Origin of the sequence: Kitasatospora sp. NPDC056731 (assembly GCF_040687675.1) — a bacterium.
In the GTDB taxonomy this organism is placed as follows: domain Bacteria; phylum Actinomycetota; class Actinomycetes; order Streptomycetales; family Streptomycetaceae; genus Kitasatospora.
Map to the genome: position 1 here is coordinate 58,953 of NZ_JBFBNR010000035.1, position 18,075 is coordinate 77,027.

The 18,075-nt window shown below is 73.1% G+C and carries 12 protein-coding genes and 1 pseudogene; 8 read left to right on the forward strand and 5 right to left on the reverse strand.

Annotated features, from left to right (window positions below):
• Positions 1 to 4: 4 nt before the first annotated feature.
• Both gcvPB and gcvPA read right to left on the reverse strand, forming a co-directional pair.
• A complete protein-coding gene (gene gcvPB / locus AB0R04_RS29090; RefSeq protein ID WP_363376441.1) occupies positions 5 to 1,603 on the reverse strand; it encodes an aminomethyl-transferring glycine dehydrogenase subunit GcvPB in 1,599 nt (532 codons plus the stop codon).
• Positions 1,600 to 2,958, reverse strand: a complete 1,359-nt coding sequence (gene gcvPA / locus AB0R04_RS29095; RefSeq protein WP_363376443.1) for an aminomethyl-transferring glycine dehydrogenase subunit GcvPA — start codon at positions 2,956 to 2,958, stop codon at positions 1,600 to 1,602. Before gcvPA ends, gcvPB begins: the two co-directional genes overlap by 4 nt.
• A 96-nt stretch (positions 2,959 to 3,054) precedes the next feature.
• Between gcvPA and AB0R04_RS29100 the strand changes: the two genes are divergently transcribed.
• The 7 genes from AB0R04_RS29100 (at position 3,055) to AB0R04_RS29130 (ending at position 13,100) form a co-directional block, all read left to right on the forward strand.
• Positions 3,055 to 4,461, forward strand: a complete 1,407-nt coding sequence (locus AB0R04_RS29100) for a sugar ABC transporter substrate-binding protein (protein ID WP_363376445.1) — start codon at positions 3,055 to 3,057, stop codon at positions 4,459 to 4,461.
• An 11-nt stretch (positions 4,462 to 4,472) separates the two neighbouring features.
• A complete protein-coding gene (locus AB0R04_RS29105) occupies positions 4,473 to 5,405 on the forward strand; it encodes a sugar ABC transporter permease (RefSeq protein ID WP_363376447.1) in 933 nt (310 codons plus the stop codon).
• Positions 5,402 to 6,292, forward strand: coding sequence for a carbohydrate ABC transporter permease (locus AB0R04_RS29110; RefSeq protein WP_363376449.1), 891 nt, complete (start codon positions 5,402 to 5,404; stop codon positions 6,290 to 6,292). The genes AB0R04_RS29105 and AB0R04_RS29110 overlap by 4 nt, the downstream gene beginning before the upstream one ends.
• 8 nt (positions 6,293 to 6,300) lie before the next feature.
• Complete coding sequence (locus tag AB0R04_RS29115; protein ID WP_363376451.1) at positions 6,301 to 8,409, forward strand: beta-galactosidase; 2,109 nt, start codon at positions 6,301 to 6,303, stop codon at positions 8,407 to 8,409.
• On the forward strand, positions 8,406 to 10,613 hold the full coding sequence (locus AB0R04_RS29120; protein ID WP_363376453.1) for a trehalase family glycosidase: 2,208 nt from the start codon (positions 8,406 to 8,408) through the stop codon (positions 10,611 to 10,613). Before AB0R04_RS29115 ends, AB0R04_RS29120 begins: the two co-directional genes overlap by 4 nt.
• Positions 10,614 to 10,655: 42 nt before the next feature.
• On the forward strand, positions 10,656 to 11,390 hold the full coding sequence (locus AB0R04_RS29125) for a ribonuclease H (protein WP_363376455.1): 735 nt from the start codon (positions 10,656 to 10,658) through the stop codon (positions 11,388 to 11,390).
• A 156-nt stretch (positions 11,391 to 11,546) separates the two neighbouring features.
• Positions 11,547 to 13,100 carry an alpha/beta fold hydrolase gene (locus AB0R04_RS29130; protein WP_363376457.1) on the forward strand — a complete coding sequence of 518 codons (1,554 nt, stop codon included), beginning with the start codon at positions 11,547 to 11,549 and terminating at the stop codon, positions 13,098 to 13,100.
• 64 nt (positions 13,101 to 13,164) lie between these two features.
• Here the strand turns inward: AB0R04_RS29130 and AB0R04_RS29135 are convergent, their stop codons facing one another.
• From AB0R04_RS29135 to AB0R04_RS29145, 3 genes are all read right to left on the reverse strand, one after another.
• Positions 13,165 to 14,274: a Rieske 2Fe-2S domain-containing protein gene (locus AB0R04_RS29135; RefSeq protein WP_363376459.1), complete on the reverse strand. Its 1,110-nt coding sequence runs from the start codon at positions 14,272 to 14,274 to the stop codon at positions 13,165 to 13,167.
• A gap of 399 nt (positions 14,275 to 14,673) precedes the next feature.
• Positions 14,674 to 16,203, reverse strand: a complete 1,530-nt coding sequence (locus AB0R04_RS29140; protein ID WP_363376461.1) for an MFS transporter — start codon at positions 16,201 to 16,203, stop codon at positions 14,674 to 14,676.
• 213 nt (positions 16,204 to 16,416) lie between these two features.
• A complete protein-coding gene (locus AB0R04_RS29145; RefSeq protein WP_363376463.1) occupies positions 16,417 to 17,193 on the reverse strand; it encodes a hypothetical protein in 777 nt (258 codons plus the stop codon).
• 547 nt (positions 17,194 to 17,740) lie between these two features.
• Here AB0R04_RS29145 and AB0R04_RS29150 point away from each other — a divergent pair.
• A pseudogene (locus tag AB0R04_RS29150) lies at positions 17,741 to 18,075 on the forward strand (NmrA family transcriptional regulator); the annotation flags it as partial.

The window sequence follows — 18,075 nt, forward strand, 5'->3', positions numbered from 1 at the left end:
GCCGTCACGGCCGCTCGCCGAGGACCTTGCGGCGGTAGGCGCGCCAGCTGACGGCCCAGACCGCCGGGTCGTCCAGCGGTTCGTGCCGGATGCGGTGCACGGTGGAGTTGTGTGGGGCCGTGCGGACGGTTTCCGGGTCCTCGTAGGCCTCGCGGGCGACCTCGGCGAGGATCGCGGCGTACTCGTCCAGGTCGGCGCGGGAGTAGGACTCGGTCGGCTCCAGCGTCATCGGCTCGGGGACGACGTACGGGTGGTGGCTGGTCCAGTAGTGGGTGCCGAAGTCGGCGGCGCGGTACCCGAGGTCCTCGCTGTGCAGGCCGGTGTCCTCGTTGAGCTGCTGCCAGCTGTAGCGGACCTGCTCGACGCGCGGCCGCCCCTTGGCGTAGGGCACGGAGACGCCGCGGATCCGCTGGACCTGGTGCATCAGGTAGTTGTTGTTGAGCACGGCGGTCTCGGCCACCTCGCGCAGCCCCGCGGCGCCCATCGACATGATCCAGGCGTAGGCGCGGACCAGGTTCGGGACGACGCCCAGGTAGGGGCGGATCTTGCCGATGGACTCCGGCCGGTCGTGGTCCAGGACGTACCGCTCGCCGTCGAACTCGACGGTGGGGCTGGGCAGGTGGGGCGCGAGCTCGGCGGTGACGCCGCAGGCGCCGGCGGCGGGGCCGCCGCAGGCGTGCGGGGTGGAGAAGGTCTTGTGCAGGTTGAAGTGGCACAGGTCGAAGCCGGCCTCGCGGGCCCGGGTGATGCCGAGGACGCCGTTGGCGTTGGCCTGGTCGTAGGCGCACAGGCCGCCGGCCGCGTGCACGATGCGGACGAACTCGGCGATCCGGGGGTTGTAGATCCCGGTGTCCTCGGGGTTGGTGATGAGCAGCGCGGCGGTGCGCGGGCCGACGGCGGCGCGCAGCGCCTCGATGTCGGGGTAGCCGTCCGCGTCCGGGTGCAGGGTGATCACCTTGAAGCCGGCGGTCTTGGCGCAGGCGGCGTTGGAGGGGTGCGAGAAGGCGGTGGTGATGACCTCGTCGCGCTGTTCCAGCTCGCCGCGGGCGGCGAAGTGGGCGCGGATGACGGAGACGTTGGTCCAGATCGCGGCGGAGCCGGCGCCGGGTTGCAGTGAGACCCGGTCCATGCCGGAGACTTCCTTGAGCAACTGCTCCAGCCGGTGGACGAGTTCGAGCACCCCTTGGACGGTCGAGGGGTCCTGGGCCGGGTGCAGGGCGGCGATGCGCGGGTCGCGGACGAAGGCGTCGTTGACCTTGGGGCTGTACTTCATGGTGCAGGTGCCCTGGCCGACGTCGACGTTGAGGTCGGCGCCGAGGTTCTCCTGGGAGAGCCGCAGGTAGTGGCGGAGCACCTGCTGCTGGCCGAGTTCGGGCAGCGCGGCCGGGGTGGCGCGGCGCAGCGCGGCGGGCAGGTGGTCGGCGGGGCTGCCGACGGCGGCGGTGACGCCGGGGCCGGGGGTCGGCGGCAGGATGCCGCGCTCGCCGGGCGCGCCCAGTTCGAAGATCAGTTTCTCGTCCCAGCGGGCCTGGTGGAAGCGGCGCAGGGCGGGCTTGGGGGCGATCCGCGGGTCGGTCCCGCCGCTGGTCTGACGATCCGTCACTTGACGATCTCCTCAAGGGCGGTGGCGAGGCGGTCGATGTCGGCCTGGGTGTGGAGCTCGGTGACGCAGTAGCGGCCCTCGTGTTCTCCGGCCGGGGTGCCGGCGTGCAGGCCGCGGGCGAGCAGTGCGGCGGCGACCTCGGCGGCGGTGCGCCCGCCGGTGTAGCGGAGGGTGAAGTCGGCGAAGTGGACGGCCTCGGGGTCGGCGAGTTCCACGCCGGGGGCCTGGGCGAGGCGCCGGCGGGCGTAGGCGGTGTTGGCGAGGATGGTCTCGCCGATCTCGCGCATGCCGTGCGGCCCCATCAGCGAGAGGTAGACCCCGGCGGCGATGCCGTGCAGGGCGGCGGCGGTGCCGACCCACTCCTTGCCCTCCTCGCGCACGGCGAAGGAGGTGCGCTCGTAGGCGACGTCGCCGAAGCCGTACTCGCCCGGTACGTCGGTGGGGGTGAGGCCGAAGAGGCGGCTCGGGTACTCGGCCACCAGGCGTTCGTCGTCGGCGCTGGCGATGAAGCCCGCGTTGCCGCCGCCGAAGCTGGGGTGGATGCCGAGCGGCTGGAGGTCGCCGCAGGTGAGGTCGGCGCCGAAGGAGGCGGGCGGGGCGAGCACGCCGAGGCTGATCGGGTTGGCGCCGATGACGGCCAGCGCGCCTGCCTGGTGGGCGAGTTCGACGTACTGCGGCAGTTCGGGGTCGATGCGGCCGCAGTGGTCGGTCAGTTCGGCGAAGACGGCGGCGGCGTCGCCGGCGGCGAGGGCGGCGCGGACGGCCCCGGGTTCGGCCGGGACGAGCACGAGGTCGTGGACGCCGTGCACGTAGTCGCGGATCCGGGAGAGCTTGTCCGGGTCGAGGTCGCCGACGAGCAGGAGGCGGCGGCGCCCGGTGGCCCGGCCGGCCATCCGCAGTGCGGTGGCGGCGGCCTGGAAGCCGTCGTAGGTCGGCACGTTGACGACGTCGACGGCCAGCAGTTCGGCCATCAGCGACTGGTACTCCCACAGGGCCTGGAAGCGGCCGTGGTCCTCGTACGGCTCGCCGGCGTAGGCGGTGAGGAACTCGCTGCGGTTGACGACCTCGTCGACCACGGCGGGCACGTGGTGGCGGTAGCAGCCGGCGCCGAGGAAGCTGCGGCCGGGCGGGACGGCGGTGTTGCGGGCGAGCAACTCGTCCATGTGGGCCACCAGTTGGGCCTCGGAGCCGAGCGGCTCGGGCAGTCGCAGCGGGCGGTCCAGGCGGAGCTCGGCGGGGATGTCGGCGTAGAACTCCTCGACGCTGTGCGCGCCGATCGCCGCCAGCATGGCCTTCTTCACGTCGGGGGCGGCGTTGGGGATGTACGGGTGGGTCCGGGGGGCGCGTGCGGTCATCCTGGCACCTTCCGCGATTTCGGTCACAAGCCTTGACGGCACTGTGTGTGCTGAGTTCTGTATACAGCATTCGGCATTCACTCTTCAGGAGGCAAGATGTCGGGAGGAAAGAACTCAACCGGCACCCGGCACAGACGCCTTGACGCTCCGGCGGGCAACCGGGCCGGATCCGGACCGGGCCCCACCCGGCGCCGGGTCCTCGGCGCCGGGCTCGCGGGCGGCGCGCTGCTGCTGACCGGGGCGACGGGCTGCGCCACCGGCGGCGCCGGCGCCCCGAACGCCAAACGGCTGGACGCGAGTTCGGGCGGCAAGGCCGCCGGGAAGATCACCATCTGGTCCTGGGACGTCGCCGCCAAGGCCATGCAACGGCTCGGCAAGGCCTTCGAACAGGCCCACCCCGGCACCACCGTCGACGTCGTCGACATCGGCTACGACAACGCCTACGACAAGATCACCGTCGGACTCGGAGCCGGCAGCGGACTCCCCGACGTACTGACCGTCGAGGGCCACCGAATGCCCACCTACATCGGCAACTTCCCCCACGCGCTGGTGGACCTGACCAGCCGGGCCGGCGGCCTCGCGAAGGACTTCGCACCGTCCGTCTGGCGCACCGTCACCGACGCGGGCGGCCGCGTCCTCGCCCTGCCCTGGGACAGCGGCCCGTGCGCCCTCTTCTACCGCCGCGACCACTTCCAGCAGGCCGGAATCGACCCCGCCACCCTCACCACCTGGGACGACTACCTCGCCGTCGGCACCACCCTCAAGGACCGCACCGGCAAGAAACTGCTCATCCTGGACGCCAAGCAGGACAGCATGTTCGCCCTGCTGCTCCAACAACAGGGCCAGGGCTGGTTCGTCGACGGCAAGGTCGCCGTCGCCTCACCCGCCGCCGAACGGGCGCTCACCCTGATGAAGCAGCTCGTCGACCGGGGCCTGGTCGACTTCGAGAACGGCTGGGACGGCCTGGTCTCCGGCACCCACGACGGCAAGGCCGCCACCACCCCCACCGCCGCCTGGTGGGACGGCACCCTCACCGGCGACATGGCCGACCTGAACGGCAAGTTCGGCGTCGTCCCCCTGCCCGCGTTCGACCCCGGCGGCTGCCGCACCTCCAACAGCGGCGGCTCCACCCTCTCCGTCACCGCACAGAGCAAGAACCCCGAACTCGCCTGGGAATTCCTCTCCTTCCTGCTCGCCGACCGGGCCAACCAGGCCTCGATGATGGAACACGAAGGCCTCTTCCCCGCCTACCTCCCGGCCCTGGACGACCCGTACTTCCAGCAGCCGGACCCGTACTACGCGAACCAGCCCGCCATGCGGCTCTTCGCCGACCTCGCCCGGTCCATCCCCACCGTCGAGACCACCGCCGACGACTCCAAGGCCGGCGACATCGTCAACACCGCCGTCAACCAGGTGCTGCACAACGGAGCCGACCCCGGCACCGTGCTGCGCTCCGCCGCCCGCCAGATCGCCACCGCGACCAGTCGCCAGCCGGCCCCGTAGGGACACGCGCCATGACCAGTCTCCAGGCCCCCGCCCCCCGGATGGCCGCCGCACCCGCGCGCACCACGCCCACCCGGCGACGACGGCTGCCACGCTCCGCGGCCTGGCTCTTCGCCGGGCCCACGGCCGTGCTCTTCATCCTCTTCTTCGCCTATCCGCTCGGCGCCAGCCTCTACCAGAGCTTCACCGCCCGCCGGGACGGCGCCACCGTCTGGGTCGGCCTGGACCAGTACCGGCGCATGCTGGACGACCCGGCCTTCCTGCACTCCCTGGTCAACACCGGGATGATCCTGGCCGTCCAGGTGCCCGTGATGATCGGGCTGGCGCTGGTGCTGGCCGTCCTGCTGAACCAGTCCTGGCTGCGCTTCCGGGCCGGCTGGCGGGCCGTCTTCTTCCTGCCCGCCGTCACCACGCTGGTCGCCTACGCCGTCGTCTTCCAGGTGCTGCTGCGCACCGACGGCGGCCTGGCCAACCAGCTCCTGCACGCCCTGGGCGCCGGCCCCGTCGACTGGCTCAACTCGCCCACCTGGGCCCGGATCTCCCTGATCGGCTCGGTCACCTGGCGCTGGACCGGCTACAACGCCGTCATCCTGCTCGCCGGCCTGCACGCCATCGGCCGGGACCAGTACGAGGCCGCCGCCCTCGACGGCGCGGGCACGCTGCGCACCTACACCAGCGTGATCCTGCCGCAGCTGCGGCCGGTGGTGCTGTTCTGCGTCATCACCTCCACCATCGGCACACTCCAACTCTTCGACGAGAACTACGTGCTGACGCGCGGCGGCCCCGGCGACGCGACCCTCACCCCGGTGGTCTACCTGTACAAGGTCGGCTTCCAGCAGCTCGACTTCGGGTACGCGGCCGCGATCGCCTGGGTCGTGGTGCTGGTCATCGCCGCCGTCTCCCTCCTCCAGTTCCGGTTCTACGGAAGGGAACGCCGCCGATGAGCGCCACCTCCGCCCGCCCCCGGCCCGCCCGGTCGGCGGCCGTCCGCCCACCGGTGGCCCGGCCGCTGACCGCCCGGCTCGGCCGCGGCGCCGTCCTGGCCGTGCTCGCCCTCGGCGCCGTCGTCAGCCTGGTGCCGTTCGCCTGGATGCTGATCGCCAGCACCCACAGCAGCTCCGAACTCTTCCACTCCCCGCCGCCGTTCCTGCCCGGCGGGGAACTGCTGCGCAACCTGGCGCACCTCCAGCAGAGCATCGGCTTCGGCCGGGTGCTGCTCAACAGCCTCGGCGTCGCCGTCGTCTACACCGCGCTGAGCTCCCTGCTGTCGGCCATGTGCGGCTACGGGCTGGCCAAGTACCGGTTCCGGGGCCGCGGGCTGCTGCTCGGGCTGGTGCTGGCGACCATGATGATCCCGCTCCAGGTGCTGCTCGTCCCGCTGTTCCAGATGATGGCCAGCGTCGGCTGGATCGACAGCTACCAGGCGGTCATCCTGCCCTTCCTGGCCAACTCCTTCGGCATCCTGCTGATGCGCCAGGGCTTCCTGGACTTCCCCGACGAACTCCTGGAGTCGGCGCGCATCGACGGCTCCGGCGAACTGCGCACCTTCTACCAGGTCGTCCTGCCGTGCGTGCGGCCGCAGCTGGGCGCGCTCGTGATCTTCACCTTCATGGGCCAGTGGAACAGCTTCATCTGGCCGCTGCTGATGCTCAACACCGAGGACAAGTACACCGTGCCGGTGGCGCTCAACACGCTGACCGGGCTGACTCACGTCGACTACTCCGGCCTCATGCTCGGCTCCCTGCTGGCCACCCTCCCGCTGGTGCTGCTCTTCGTGGTGTTCCAGCGGCAGTTCGTGGCCGGCCTGCTCGGCGGAGCGCTGAAAGGATGACCCCCCGCATGACCTCCCGCACCCCTTCCCGCGCAGGCGCACTCACCCGCGTCCCCGGCCTCCTCTACGGCGGGGACTGGAACCCCGAGCAGTGGTCCGAGGAGGTGTGGGCCGAGGACGTGAAGCTGATGGCCGAGGCCGGGGTCAACCTGGTCACCGTCGGGGTCTTCTCCTGGGCCCGGCTCCAACCCGCCGCCGACAGCTGGGACTTCGGCTGGCTGGACCGCCTCCTCGACCTCGTCCACGGCCACGGCATCGCCGTCGACCTGGCCACCGCCACCGCCTCGCCGCCCGCCTGGCTGGTCCGCGCCCACCCCGAGCTGCTGCCCGTCACCGCCGACGGCGTCCGGCTGGAGTTCGGCTCGCGCCAGCACTACTGCCCCTCCTCCGCCGTCTACCGGGCCGCCGCCGCCCGGCTCACCCGGGCCCTCGCCGAGCGCTACCACGACCACCCCGCACTCGCCCTGTGGCACATCCACAACGAGTACGGCGACCACGTCCAGGAGTGCTTCTGCCCCGCGTCCGCCACCGACTTCCGGCGCTGGCTGCGCGAGCGGCACGGCGACGTCGACGAACTCAACCGCTCCTGGGGGACGGCGTTCTGGTCGCAGCGCTACGGCTCGTTCGACGAGATCGAACCGCCGCGCGCCGCGCCGGGACCGGTCAACCCGACCCAACTGCTGGACTGGCGCCGGTTCTGCTCCGACGCACTCCTGGCCCTGCACCGCACCGAGAAGGCCGTCCTCGACGAGGTCTCACCGGGCGTGCCCGTCACCACCAACTTCATGTCGATGCTCAAGTCGCTGGACTACTGGGAGTGGAGCCGCCACGAGGACCTCGTCTCCGACGACGCCTACCCCGACCCGGCCGACCCCCGCACACACGTCAACGCGGCCATGAACTACGACCTGATGCGCTCCCTCAAGGGCGGCAAGCCGTGGCTGCTGATGGAACAGGCCCCCTCGGCCGTCAGCTGGCGGCCCGTCAACCTGCCCAAACGGCCCGGCCTGTACCGGCTCTGGTCGCTCCAGGCGCTGGCCCGGGGCGCGGACGGCGTACTGCACTTCCAGTGGCGCGCCTCCGTCGCCGGGGCCGAGAAGTTCCACAGCGCGATGCTCCCGCACCGCGGCACCTCCTCGCGCGGCTGGCGGGAGACCGTCCGGTTCGGGGCCGAGCTGCGCCGGCTCGGCGAGATCGCGGGCAGCCGGATCCGCGGGCGGGCGGCCGTCCTGCTCGACTGGGACAGCTGGTGGGCACTGGAGCTGGACGACCACCCCTCCGCGCGGATGCGCTGGCTCGACCTGCTCCGGCCCTGGTACGCGGCCCTCCACGACCGCGGCGTGACCGTCGACTTCGTCCCGCCCACCGGCGACCTCGACGGCTACCGGCTGCTGCTCGCCCCCAACCTGTACCTGCTCGACACCGCCACCGCCGACCGGCTCACCACCTTCGTCCAGGCGGGCGGCCACCTGGTCTGCGGCCCGTTCAGCGGCATCAGCGACCGGCACGACCACCTCCACCCCGGCGGCCACCCCGGGCCGCTGCGGCCGCTGTTCGGCCTCGTCGTGGACGAGCACTGGCCGATCCCCGACGGTGCCGTCACCACCGTCCGGCTCGACGGCGGCGGGCCGGAGCTGCGCGCCGAGCACTGGAGCGAATGGATCGACACCGAGGGCGCCGAGACCGTCGCCCGCTACGCCTCCGGCGAGCTGGCCGGCCTGCCCGCCGTCACCCGGCACCGCCACGGCACCGGCAGCGCCTGGTACCTCGGCTGCCACCTCGGCGCGGACGTCGGCCGGGTGCTCGACCTGCCGCTCGCCGACGCCGGGGTGGGCGCCGAACTGCCCGGCCTGCCGGCCGGCGTCGAGGCCACCCGCCGCCGCGCCGCCGACGGCACCGACTACCTGTTCCTGCTCAACCACGGCCCCGCCGCATGCCGGGTGGCGCTGGACCGGCCCGGCACCGACCTGCTCACCGGCGCCGACACCGGCCAGGGCCTCACCCTCGCGCCGCTCGGCGCCGCCGTCGTCCGCGTCCCCGCGGCCGGCCCCGACCCGGCCTCCCCACCTCCGTCTCAGTCCACGCCCCCGTCCACGCCCGCCGAGGAGCGCACATGACGCCGTTGTCCCGCCGCCGACTCCTGGCCGCCACCGCCGCCACCGGCACCGCCCTCGCCGTGGCCGGCGGCGTCGCACCGGCCGCCCACGCCGACGACCGGCAGGCCGCCCCGTCCGACCTGGCTGACCCGTCCGCCCTCTCCGACCGCTACGCCGACGTCCTCGACCTGCACGGCACCCCCGCGCAGGCCTACCCCGGCGACGCCACCGGCAACAACCCGATCAACGTCTTCGCCGACCTCGGCGCCTGGCACGCCTACGCCCTGCCGCGCCCGCAGGACCCGCTCGGCGGCTTCACCGGCCCGCTCCACCTCGCCCAGGAATACCCGTGGTGGCTCAGCGGCGGCCTCAACCGCCTCCAACTGACCGAGCAGGGAAGGGTCCTGGACCTCGCCGCCGGCGGCGCCCCCCGACTCACCTCGCTGCCCGGACTGCTGCGCCAGTCCTACGACCTCGGCGGCCGCCTGGCGCTCACCCTGGAACTGCGCTTCGCCGGCAACCGCACCGCCCTGGTCAGGGCCCGGCTGGCCAACGGCGGCCCGGCCGAGCGGACCCTCCAGGTCGCCTGGACCGGGACCCTGCTGCGCCCGGCCACCGGCCCCCAGCACGACGCCCCCGCCCTGGTCGCCGCCGAACGCGGCGTCGCCGTCCGGTTCGCCCGGGTACGGCAGACCTGGGACTACCTCACCGACGGCACCGAGCGCTTCGAAGTCCGCCACGCGGCGCCGGTGCGCACCACCGTCAGCGGCGACGGCCACCGCACCGAACTGGCCGGGGCCGTCCGGCTGGCCCCGGGTGCGGCCCGCACCCTGGACTGGGCCGAGAGCTACACCTTCACCGACGCCGAGCACGCCCGCGCCGTCGCCGAGGCGGACGCCGCGCTGCGCGCCCCGGACCGGGTCGCCGCGGCGGGCGCCGCCCGCTGGGCCGGGTACGTCGCCCGGGCGACCGAGGGCATCCCGGCCGCGCGCCGCCGGACGGCCGTCAAGTGCGTGCAGACCCTGGTCACCAACTGGCGCAGCCCGGCCGGGCGGATCCGGCACGACGCCGTCACGCCCACGCTCTCGTACAAGTGGTTCAGCGGGGTCTGGGCCTGGGACACCTGGAAGCAGGCCGCCGGCACCGCCGTCTTCGCCCCCGAGCTGGCCGCCGACCAGATCCGGGCGATGTTCGACCACCAGATCCGCCCCGACTCCGCCGACCGCCCGCAGGACGCCGGGATGATCCCGGACTGCGTCTTCTACAACGACCCGAGCACCGGCGGCGGCAACTGGAACGAGCGCAACTCCAAGCCCCCGCTGGCCTCCTGGGCCGTCTGGGAGGTCTACCGGCGCGGCGGCGACCGGGCGTTCCTGCGCGAGCTGCTGCCCAAACTGACCGCCTACCAGGACTGGTGGTACCGCACCCGGGACCACGACGGCGAAGGCCTGTGCGAGTACGGCGCCACCGTCGACCCGGGCAACGCCGCCCCGGCGGACTGCCTGGCGGCGGCGGCCTGGGAGTCCGGCATGGACAACGCGCCGCGCTTCGACGCCGCCCTCGGCACCGCCGTCGTCGCCAACCGCAGCGCGCAGGGGGCCCTGCTGGGCTGGTCGCTCACCCAGCGCTCCGTCGACCTCAACGCCTACCTGGCCGCCGACCACCGCGCCCTGGCCGCCATCGCCGCCGAACTCGGCGACCGCACCGCCGCCCAGCGGCTGCGCGGACGGGCCGAGGCGATCGACCGGGCCGTGCGCGACACCATGTTCGACCCCGCCACGGGCTGGTTCCACGACACCGACCTGGCCACCGGCGCCCGCCTCACCGCGCGCGGGCGCGGCATCGAGGGCGCCATCCCGCTCTGGTCCGGCACCGCCTCACCCGCCCAGGCCCGTGCGGTCCGCGGGCTCCTGCTCGACCCGGCCGAGTTCGGCACCGCGCTGCCGTTCCCGACCGTCGCCCGCAGCTCGCCCTCCTTCGACCCCGCCGGGTACTGGCGCGGGCTGGCCTGGATCGACCAGACCTACTTCGCCATCGAAGGCCTGCGCCGGTACGGCTGGAACCAGGACGCCCGCCGGGCGACGGACCGGCTCCTGGCGACGGCCGCCGGGCTCGGCGGCGACGGTCCGCTGCGGGAGAACTACGACCCGCTGACGGGGGAGGGGCGGAACTCGACCAACTTCAGCTGGTCCGCCGCCCTGCTCCTGCTGCTGCTCCGCGCCTGACCGATTTGGCCCGGAGCAGCCACGTCCTGGCATGATCGGGGCATGGTCGAACGAGTCATTGCAGCGTGTGACGGAGCAGCCAAGGGCAACCCCGGTCCGGCGGCCTGGGCCTACGTGGTGGCGGACGCCGCCGGGGTGCCCCAGCGCTGGCAGGCCGGTCCGCTTGGGCACAGCACCAACAACGTGGGCGAGCTGACGGCGCTGGAGCAGCTGCTGGCGTCGACGGACCCGGCCGTCCCGCTGGAGGTCCGGCTCGACAGCACGTACACCCGCGACGCGGTGACCAAGTGGCTGGTCGGCTGGAAGCGCAACGGCTGGAAGACCGCCGCCGGCAAGCCCGTCGCCAACCGCGAGCTGATCCAGCACATCGACGAGCTCCTGACCGGGCGGGACGTCACCTTCGTGTACGTCCCCGCCCACCAGGTGAACGGCGACCCGCTGAACGCCATCGCCGACAAGGCCGCCAGCGACGCCGCCCGCCAGCAGCAGGCCGCGGGCGGAACCGCCGCCGACCTCCCCGAGCCGGACCCGGCCCGGACCACCCCGGCGCGGGCCGCCCGCCCGGCCTCGTCGTCGGTCTCCTCGTCGGCGGGTTCGTCGGCCGGCTCGTCGGCCGGCTCGTCCACGGCGAAGAAGCGCTCCTCGGGCGGTTCGCGAACCCTGGCCGCCCGCTTCCCCGGCACCTGCCCCTGCACCCGCTCCTACGCCAAGGGCGACACCATCACCAAGGTGGGCAGCAGCTGGGGACACCCGGAGTGCGCAGGAGCCCACGCGTAGGTCCGGTCCGACGCCGGGCGGGCCGACACCGGTCCGCCCTGGTCGCACTCACCCCCGGGGTGGAGCCGGGTGGAGCCGGGTGGAGAAGGCGCCTCGGCGAATTCTCCACCCCCGCGCCGAGGCTGACGACACCTCAGCAGTCCTAGCGTCAAACGCATGACCCGACCTACCGGCCGCACCACGGCCCGCGCCGGCGGCGCGCTGCTCACCGCCGCCCTCCTGCTCGCCGCACCACTCGCACCGACCGCTGTCGCGGCCCCGGCGGCCCAGCTCTCCTGGGGGCCCTGCCCCGCGCCGACCCCGAACGCCAACGGGGTGCCGTTCACCCGCGACCCGCGCCAGCAGTGCGCGACCCTGCGGGTGCCGCGGGACTACCAGGACCCGGACGCCGGCACGATCACCCTCACCGTCTCCCGGCTGCGCACCGCCGACCCCGCCCACCGGCGCGGCACCCTGGCCGTGGTGCCGGGCGGGCCGGGCGGCTCCGGACTGGACTACCCGGGCGAGATGGCGAAGCTGCTGCCGGCGGACGTCCTGCGCTCGTACGACCTGATCGGCTTCGACGAGCGGGGGGTGGGCAACAGCACCCCGGTCCACTGCGACCTGTCCGCCGCCGACCGGGACGCCCAGCTCAACTACCCCTTCCCCGGCCCCGACGGCTCGATCACCGCCAACCTCGACCAGGCCCGGCGGGTGGCCGACGGCTGCGCGGCCGCGAGTGGCGGCTACCTGGCCGACGTGACCACGGCCAACTCGGCCCGCGACCTGGACCGGATCCGGGCCGCCCTGCGCCTGCCCCGGATCTCCTACCTGGGCAGCTCGTACGGCACCTACCTCGGCCAGGTCTACGCCACCCTCTTCCCCTCGCACACCGACCGCGTGGTGCTGGACAGCACGGTGCCGCCGGGCGGGCTGGAGCAGGGGTTCAGGCTGTTCAGCGAAGGCTTCGCCGACTCCTTCCCGGCCCTGGCCCGCTTCGTCGCCGCCCAGGACGCCACCCTGCACCTCGGCGCCACCCCCGAGGCGGTCCGGGCGAGCTACCTGCGGCTGGCCGGCGAGGTCGACCGCGACCCGCTGCCGCTGTCGGGCGGCCGGCTGCTCACCGGCGGCGGCCTGCGCAGCGTCGTCTACGCCTCGCTGGTCAAGCCGAGCTACTACCCCCTCGGCGCGCGGGTCCTGCAACTGGCCGAGGAGCGCGACACGACTCCGGCCCCGGCCCCGGCTCCGACGCCGGAGGGCGCGACGGCCGCCGACGGGCCGACGGGCGCGGGCACCGGCGGCTCGGGCGGCAACCCGCTGCCGCAGGTCATCCCCGACAACTTCCTCGCGGCCCAGTTCGCGGTGATCTGCGGCGACTCGGCCTGGCCCCGCGACCCGGCCGCCTACGCCGCCCGCACCGCCACCGACCGGGCCCGCTACCCGCTCACCAACGGCATGAGCGGCAACGTCTGGCCGTGCGCCTTCTGGCACTACGGCCCGAAGGAACCGCCGGTCCGGGCCGACCCGGACGGCCCGCGCAACATCCTGATGCTGCAGAACCGGTACGACCCCGACACCACCTACAACGGCGCCCGGCAGACCCAGCGCGCCTTCGGGCACCGGGCGGCGATGGTCACCTTCGACACGACCGCGCACGGTGTGGACTTCACCGACCCCCGGGTGCTCGCGCCGTTCACCGCCTTCCTGCTCGGCGGCCGGCTCCCGAGTTGAGCAGACGGCGGGTCGGGGCCCCGACCCGGGCCCCGACCGGCCGTCCGTACGTCCGTACGTCCGCTCAGGGCTGGGCGAGCCCGCTGCGGGCACCGTTCTCGGCCCGGACCGTGAGGGCGGCCGGCACGGACAGGCGTTCCTGGTGGTCCGGCGGGTAGAACTGCCGGGCCCAGTGCCGCAGGGCGCCGATCGGCCCGTCGCCGGGGGCGAGCCGGGGCGGCGACAGGTACTTCTTGGTGGACCAGATCGGGAAGTCGGCCGCCGTGAACTCGCAGCTGCGCTTGAACATCGGACCCGCCAGCAGGCTCGACAGCGACCGGCTGACCGCCCTGCCGAGCACGGGCGGCAGCCGGGACGGCTCGTCGAAGGAGAACCGGCTCGCCTGCCTGAACTGCATCCGGCCGGGCGCGACCATGGTGGCCATCACCAGCGAGCACATCTTCAGACCGAGGGCCGGGGTGTGCACGTCGGTGTGCAGGCAGGCGAGGCCGTAACCGTCGACCTCGATCTCGACCTGGCGCCGGCCCAGCAGCGGGAAGTCCTCCTGCACCCGCATCGAGACGTGGAAGCGCGTGCCGTCCCAGTCGATCGGGGCCGCCAACTCGCCGCTGGGCCAGCCGTGCAGGGTGACGAAGTGGCCCAGGTCCACCGCGTTCTCCATGACGTCCTGGGCGTAGCCGGCCATCTCCCAGGCGGCGTGCCGGGGCGGCTGGTGCCCGAGCGTGTGCCACGACGGGATCTCCCAGTCCGGCTGCCGGCCGTCGTGGTGGCGCCAGACGAAGACGGCGTCGTTCACCTCGCGCACCGGGAGCTGCGCCAGGGAGGCCTTCGGCGGCGCGGAGCCGTACCCGGTCCGCACGCACCGGCCGTCCGGGTCGAAGGCGAAGCGGTGGAAGGGGCAGACCAGGTCGTCGCCCTCCACCTCGGCGAGGCCGAGGTGGGCCCCCAGGTGCGGGCAGTACGGGCGGATCGCGCGGATCCGCCCGCTCCGCAGCCGGTACAGCACGACGTCCTCCCCGGCCAGCCGGCGGGTGAGCACCGTGCCGGGCTTGAGCTCGTCGGCGAAGCCGACCGAGGCCCACCCGTCCGGGTACGGCAGGCCCGGCGGCAGCGCGACGTCGCCCGCGGTCGGGCCCTCACTGATGGGCTGGACGTGCTTTAAGGACTCGTGCATGAACTCTCCTCTTGGCCTGCCCGGCTCCGATCTCGGCAGCTCAAGCCGGCCCTCCCGGGCAATTCGCCTCCGAACGGAACGCCCCGCATGCTAACCGCAGATCGATGGGGCTCGCGCGGACAACATGGCTGACACCAAAGAAGTCTGATGATTCATCAGAAAATCTCCGATGCGGCCTTCGACGGCCGGACGGCTGAGCGATTCCCGGGTGGGCCGATCCATCGCAGCGCCGCGCAGCCTGCCCGGCTGCGCCACTGCCCTGGACCTCGGGACGGTGGCAAAGGCGCTGAGGGGTGGGCGAGTTGACACGGATCCCGGTCATCGGCGGAGGCATCGCCGGGCCGGCTCTGTCCGCCGAGGAGGCCGCCGCGACGACCCCGGCCGGGTGCCGCGGAAGTCCTAGCGGTCCGCCGCTTCGACGGCGCTCAGCGGGGCCGCCAGGTCCTCCAGGCTGCGCCGTTCCGCCCGCACGCCGATCGCGGCCTCGACCAGCCCCGCGGCCGTCATCAGCGCCGCCCCGATGCAGAACGCGAGCGTGGTGTCGGAGACCTTCCCGCTGCTCACCAGGCCGTTGAAGAGCAGCGGGCCGCTGATGCCGCCGACCGCCGTGCCGACGGCGTAGAAGAAGGCGATGCACATCGCCCTGGTCTCCAGCGGGAAGATCTCGCTGACCGTCAGGTAGGCCGCACTCGCCCCCGCCGAGGCCAGGAACAGCACGGCCGTCCAGCAGGCCGTCATGCCGGCCGCGCTCAGCGCGCCCTGCTGGAACAGTGCGGCGGTGCCGAACAGCAGCACGCCGGAGCCGATGTACGTGCCGGCGATCATCGGCACCCGCCCGACCGAGTCGAAGAGGTGGCCCAGCAGCAGCGGGCCGAGGAAGTTGCCGACCGCGATGACCGCGAAGTAGTAGCCGGTGTCGCCCTCCGGCACGTCGAAGTAGAGGGTCAGGATGACGGCGTAGCCGAAGGTCACGGCGTTGTACAGGAACGCCTGCCCGATGAAGAGCGAGAGGCCGAGCACCGTGCGGCGCGGGTAGCGGCGGAGCACGGTGCGGGCGATCGTGACGAAGCCGAGCGGGCCGCGCTCGCGGATCAGGATCGGCCGGTCGGTGACGGTTGGCAGCGGTCGGCCGGTCTCCCGCTCCACGATCCGCTCGGCCTCGGCCACCACCTCCTCGGCCTCCGGCGCCCGCCCGTGGGTGAACAGCCAGCGCGGGCTCTCCGGGACGTGCCGGCGGACCAGCAGGATCACCAGCCCCAGCACGACACCGATCCCGAAGGCGAGCCGCCAGCCCACGTCGGTGGCGAACAGCGCGGTGTTCAGCAGCGCGACGGAGGCGAAGGCGCCGAGCGCGGCGCCGATCCAGAAGCTGCCGTTGATGATCAGGTCGATCCGGCCGCGCACCCGGGCCGGGATCAGCTCGTCGATCGCCGAGTTGATCGCCGCGTACTCGCCACCGATGCCGAACCCGGTGAAGAAGCGGCAGAGGAAGAAGAACCAGGCCGTCCAGGACAGCGAGGTCACGGCGGTCGCCGCCAGGTAGACGGCGAGCGTCACCATGAACAGCTTCTTGCGCCCGAGCCGGTCGGTCAGCCAGCCGAAGAACAGCGCGCCGGCGCAGGCGCCCGCCACGTACACGGCGGCCGCGATCGTCGTCACCTGCGTCGTCGAGATGGCGATGCCGCTGCCGGGCTGCGCGAGCCTGGCCGCCATGTTGCCGACGATCGTCACCTCAAGGCCGTCCAGGATCCAGACGGTGCCCAGGCCGATCACGATCCGCCAGTGCCAGCGGGACCACGGCAGCCGGTCCAGCCGGGCCGGCACGTTGGTCTCGATGACCCCGGTTCCGGCGGACCCGGACCCGGACCCGGCCCCGGGGGCCGTACCGCCGTGCGGGTTTCGCGCGGATGACTTCGCCGGATCGGCCATGCGGGGCTCCTTCGCTCGCCGTATCGAGGCGCCCCGTCTGCCCGCTTTCCGCAGGATCGAACGCGGGCGCCCTCTTCGCTACGCTCGGTGAGCTTCGACGCTCCCTCCGTCATCATCCCCCGAGGGCGGAGGCGCCGCCCGGGGAGGCGTTCCTTCTGGCGGGCGGCGGGCTGCGGCGACGGGCGGACCCGGCTGTGGAAGGCGTTGTCCGGGCTACTGCTCGACGTACTTGCGCAGTACCTGCTGGTAGTCCGCGAACTCGGGCTCGGTGTGCAGCTTGGAGACGTCCTTCTTCAGGTAGACCATGCTGGGGCAGCTGGGTTTGGCGCTGCCCAGCAGCTGTTCGGTGCCGACCTTCTTCCCCGTCCTGGCCTCGTACACGGTCACCTCGTACTTGCCGCGGTAGAGCTTGAGGGAGTCCGAGGTGAACTTGCAGTCGGTGAGGAACTCGCCCTCGTCGGCCGAGCCCAGGCAGGCGATCAGCTGGACGCGGTACGGGTCCAGGCGGGTCCCGCTCCAGTAGTCCGGCGAGCCGGCGGTGGGGGAGGCGGGGTGCGAGGAGCCGGACTCGCTGACGGTGAACATCGCGACCGGGTGCGGTCCGGCGCCGGTGTGCTCGGCGGTCTTGGGGAAGTACTTGCGCGCGATGTTCGACGCGCAGCCGGCGTCGAGGTCGGAGATCCGGCTGAGTGCCTTGTCGCTCGCCTTCGGCTCGAAGATCACCCAGTAGACGCCGTACCCGAGGACTCCGACCATCGCCAGCGCGACCACCCGTGCGGCGATCGTCCGCCCCTTGCGCTGGCCGGGTGTCAACTGCCGTGCGGCGCCGGTGGCGGCGCGCTTCCTGGTCGCCACGGCGTAGGCGATGAAGAGGATCGGGGACGCCGCCACGACGGCGAACAGCACACCGATCGGGGCGTTTCCGCCGTTGAACGCGATCATCGAGAAGATCACCGAGATCGCGGCGAGCAGGACTATCAGCTTGGCCATGAACATGCCCTCCCACAGGTCGACAGCAGCCGCGAGACTACCGCTGCCGGGGCGGGGCGCGGGCGCCCGTACCCGGTCCGGACGCGCCCCCGGGGCCCGGCCGCCGTCGCCGCCCCGGTGTTCCGCCGGAATTCCACCCGCATTTCCGCACCATCGGTGATTTTCTTCTCCACCCCTTTCCGGAGCTCTTTCGAAGTCGATTTCCGGGGGTGGTGGAGCCGGGGTCGAGAGGTGCTGGAAAGGGCTTTCCGGCGGGGGTGCGGTGTGTTGTGGTGGGGTGGTGGAGGAGCCGGGCCGCACCCCCGTGGCGGCCCGGACCGGGCGGACAGCCGCTGGTGGGTGGCGTAGACGCTCGCGCATGGATGTGAGTGCGGTGGCTATGGTTCGCCGACTCGGGGTGGATTTGAATGGTGCCATGACGACGAACCGACCGGGCTCGCAGAGCGGTAGGGGCCCGCGGATCGCGTCGGACCTCCCGGGCGCCGCCGGCGCCTTCGGGGGGTCGGTTCCGTCAGTTTCCTCCGTCTCTCCGAATGAGGTGCTCGTGATGGCTCGTCAGGGTGTTGTGGATCTTCCGGTCGGTGCTGGTGTGGTGCTGGTGGTGGGTGGGACGGGTAAGACCGGTCGGCGGGTGGCGGAGCGGTTGTCGGGGTTGGGGTACGGGGTGCGGGTGGGGTCGCGGTCGGGGGCGGTGGCGTTCGACTGGCATGACGAGGGGACGTGGGAGGCGGCGCTGGAGGGGGTGAGTGCGGCGTATCTGACGTACTACCCGGATCTGGCGTTTCCGGGGGCGGTGGAGGCGGTGGGGGCGTTCGCGCGGCTGGCGGCGCGGCGTGGTGTGGGGCGGCTGGTGCTGCTGTCGGGGCGTGGTGAGGAGGCGGC

Coding starts and splice junctions, on each gene's coding strand:
- AB0R04_RS29115 (WP_363376451.1), top strand. CDS start 6,301: ATGACCTCCCGCACCCCTTCCCGCGCAGGCGCACTCACCCGCGTCCCC.
- AB0R04_RS29145 (WP_363376463.1), bottom strand. CDS start 17,193: ATGGCCAAGCTGATAGTCCTGCTCGCCGCGATCTCGGTGATCTTCTCG.
- AB0R04_RS29125 (WP_363376455.1), top strand. CDS start 10,656: ATGGTCGAACGAGTCATTGCAGCGTGTGACGGAGCAGCCAAGGGCAAC.
- AB0R04_RS29110 (WP_363376449.1), top strand. CDS start 5,402: ATGAGCGCCACCTCCGCCCGCCCCCGGCCCGCCCGGTCGGCGGCCGTC.
- AB0R04_RS29130 (WP_363376457.1), top strand. CDS start 11,547: ATGACCCGACCTACCGGCCGCACCACGGCCCGCGCCGGCGGCGCGCTG.
- AB0R04_RS29135 (WP_363376459.1), bottom strand. CDS start 14,274: ATGCACGAGTCCTTAAAGCACGTCCAGCCCATCAGTGAGGGCCCGACC.
- AB0R04_RS29120 (WP_363376453.1), top strand. CDS start 8,406: ATGACGCCGTTGTCCCGCCGCCGACTCCTGGCCGCCACCGCCGCCACC.
- AB0R04_RS29140 (WP_363376461.1), bottom strand. CDS start 16,203: ATGGCCGATCCGGCGAAGTCATCCGCGCGAAACCCGCACGGCGGTACG.
- AB0R04_RS29105 (WP_363376447.1), top strand. CDS start 4,473: ATGACCAGTCTCCAGGCCCCCGCCCCCCGGATGGCCGCCGCACCCGCG.
- gcvPA (WP_363376443.1), bottom strand. CDS start 2,958: ATGACCGCACGCGCCCCCCGGACCCACCCGTACATCCCCAACGCCGCC.
- AB0R04_RS29100 (WP_363376445.1), top strand. CDS start 3,055: ATGTCGGGAGGAAAGAACTCAACCGGCACCCGGCACAGACGCCTTGAC.